The organism is Cupriavidus sp. FW305-26 (assembly GCF_058787975.1).
In genome coordinates this window covers 1-2,913 of the sequence record NZ_JBYTAH010000150.1, presented here as the reverse complement: position 1 = coordinate 2,913, position 2,913 = coordinate 1, and the positions used below count along the sequence as shown (strand labels likewise).

Here is a 2,913-nt window from a genome sequence, read left to right as displayed (position 1 = left end):
GTGAACGGCGCCTGCAGGCAGATAAAGAACAGCATCTGCGCCAGCGCCAGCGTGATCATCGAGAAGTAGATGCCCTGCCGGCGGATGGCCAGCGAGCCCACCACGTAGCCGATCAGCGCGCCCGCACCGGTGCCCAGGATCAGGCCGATTTCCGGGGTCACGCCCCAGACCTTCATGGCATGGCCGGCCGCGTAGCCAGCGCCGCCGAAGAAGGCCGCATGGCCGAACGACAGCAGCCCGGTATAACCGATCAGCAGGTTGAAGGCGCACGCAAACAACGCGAAGCACAGCACCTTGAGCACGAACACCGGATACGCACCTGCCAGCGGCGCGGCCACCAGTGCCAGCAGCAGCAATCCGTACAACAGTTTCTTCTGCACGCCTTGTCCCTTTCCTGCGTTGCCCGCGTTGGCCGCCACCGTGGATGGCGTCGATGATGTGGAGGGTGCGCTCATCACTTCTCCTTCCCGAACAGCCCGGCCGGGCGCAGCAGCAGCACGATCACCATGATGAAGAACACCACGGTCGACGACGCTTCCGGATAAAACACCTTGGTCAGCCCCTCGACCACGCCCAGCCCCAGGCCGGTCAGGATCGAGCCCATGATCGAGCCCATGCCGCCGATCACCACCACCGCGAACACGATGATGATCAGGTTCTGGCCCATCAGCGGCGAGATCTGGATCACCGGCGCGGCCAGCACCCCGGCAAACGCGGCCAGCGCCACGCCGAAGCCGTAGGTCAGGGTCACCATCAGCGGCACGTTGACGCCGAAGGCCTCGACCATCTTGGGGTTCTCGGTGCCGGCGCGCAGGTAGGCGCCCAGCTTGGTCTTCTCGATCACGTACCAGGTGGCAAAGCACACCACCAGCGACGCCACCACGACCCACGCGCGGTAGTTGGGCAGGATCATGAAGCCCAGGTCGGTCGCGCCCTGCAGCGCATCCGGCGTCGAGTACGGCAGCCCGGAGACGCCGTAGATCGAGCGGAAGATGCCCTCGATCACCAGCGTGATGCCCAGCGTCAGCAGCAGGCCGTAGATATGGTCGAGCTTGTAGATCCAGCGCAGCATGGTCTTCTCGATCACCACGCCCAGTGCGGCGACGACCAGCGGCGACAGCAGCAGCATGATCCAGTAGTTCAGCCCGGCGTACTCCATGCCCATCCAGGCCAGCACAGCGCCCAGCATGAAGAGCGCGCCGTGCGCGAAATTGATGACGTTGAGCAGGCCGAAGATAACCGCCAGGCCCAGGCTCAGCATCGCATAGAAGGCGCCGTTGACCAGCCCCAGCAATAGCTGGGAAAGCATGGCCGGCAAGGGGATTCCGAAGATGTCCATCGCGGAGTGCCGTTGATACCGCCGTTGTATGGCGGGGATTGCTGCGGTTGGTGCCAGGTAATGCGAACGCTGCGGCGAACGCCGTTGGCGAACACCGCAGCAAGGAACCGCGTCCGATGCCGGCGGCACGCAGGTGGCGCGCCGCCGGCAGATCTCACATCAGCTTACTTCTTCAGCATTGCGCACTTCGACTCGGCCACCGTGGTGAAGGCCTGGTCGCCCGGAATGGTCGCGACCACCTTCAGGTAGTCCCACGGCTTCTTCGACTCTGCCGCGGTCTTCACCTGCATCAGGTACATGTCGTGGATGCCACGGCCGTCCTGGCGGATATAGCCCTTGGTATAGAAGTCGTTGATCTTCATCTTCTTCAACTCGGCCATGACCTTGTCCGGATCGTCGGTCTTGGCCGCTTCCACCGCCTTCAGGTAGGTGCTGGCCGCCGAGTAGTCCGCGGCCTGCAGGCTGCTCGGCATCTTCTTCATCTTGCCGAAGAAGCGGTTGGCGAACTTGCGGGTGTCGTCGTTCATGTCCCAGTACCAGCTGTCGGTCATCAGCAGGCCTTCGGTATTCTTCAACCCGAGGCTGTGCACATCGTTGATGAACATCAGCAGGCCGGCGATCTTCATCGACTTGGTGATGCCGAATTCCTTGGCCGCCTTGATCGCATTGATGGTGTCGCCGCCGGCGTTGGCCAGGCCCAGGATCTGCGCCTTGGACGACTGCGCCTGCAGCAGGAACGACGAGAAGTCCGATGCCGACAGCGGATGGCGCACCTGGCCCGCCACCGTGCCACCGCTGGCCTTGACCACCGCCGCGGTATCGCTTTCCAGCGAATGGCCGAAGGCGTAGTCGGCGGTCAGGAAGAACCACGACTTGCCGCCCTGCTTGACCACCGCGCTGCCGGTGCCCTTGGCCAGCGCCACCGTGTCATAGGCGTAGTGCACCGTGTACGGCGAGCACTCTTCGTTGGTCAGGCGCGCGGTGCCGGCGCCGATGTTGATGTAGACGCGCTTCTTCTCCGAAGCCACCTTGTTCATCGCCAGCGCGGTGCCCGAGTTGGTACCGCCCAGCAGCAGGTCCAGGCCCTGCTGGTCCATCCATTCGCGCGCCTTCGAGGCGGCGATGTCGGCCTTGTTCTGGTGGTCGGCAGAGACAATCTCGATGGGCTTGCCCAGCACCTTGCCGCCGCGGTCCTCGACCGCCATCTTGATGGCTTCCAGGCCGCCGGGGCCGTCGATGTCGGCGTACAGGCCCGACATGTCGGTGATGTAGCCGATCTTCACGGTGTCACCGGACACCTGGGCAACGGCGCTGAAGGAAACCGCACCCATGGCAATGGCCGCCATCGCGGCCGCGAGCCGAGTCTTTTTCATGTCTATGTCTCCTGATTTGCGGCGGCGTGCGCGCCACCCGTTCCTGCCAAACATCAACCCATGATCCGTGCGGATCAGACCCCGAGCAGTTCGTGCAGCACCGGCATCTTGGCCTCCAGCTCATTGGCCGCGAAGCGCTCGACGATGCTGCCGTGCTCCATCACGTAGAAGCGGTCAGCCAGCGGCGCGGCAAAGCGGAAG

At 64.0% G+C, this 2,913-nt stretch carries 3 protein-coding genes and 1 pseudogene; all 4 read right to left on the bottom strand.

The genetic code is table 11. The features are described 5' to 3' along the window. The coding region (locus AC3WQZ_RS35565; protein WP_492302152.1) for an ABC transporter permease subunit at nucleotides 1–455 on the bottom strand (455 nt) is incomplete at its 3' end. After that, nucleotides 455–1,339 carry a branched-chain amino acid ABC transporter permease gene (locus AC3WQZ_RS35560; protein WP_010811285.1) on the bottom strand — a complete coding sequence of 295 codons (885 nt, stop codon included), beginning with the start codon at nucleotides 1,337–1,339 and terminating at the stop codon, nucleotides 455–457. The genes AC3WQZ_RS35565 and AC3WQZ_RS35560, both read right to left, overlap by 1 nt. 164 nt (nucleotides 1,340–1,503) lie before the next feature. Continuing rightward, entirely contained in the window at nucleotides 1,504–2,712 is a 1,209-nt protein-coding gene (locus AC3WQZ_RS35555) for an ABC transporter substrate-binding protein (RefSeq protein ID WP_010811286.1), read from the bottom strand. Between the two features lie 74 nt (nucleotides 2,713–2,786). After that, nucleotides 2,787–2,913 (bottom strand): annotated as a pseudogene (locus AC3WQZ_RS35550) (ABC transporter ATP-binding protein); the annotation flags it as partial.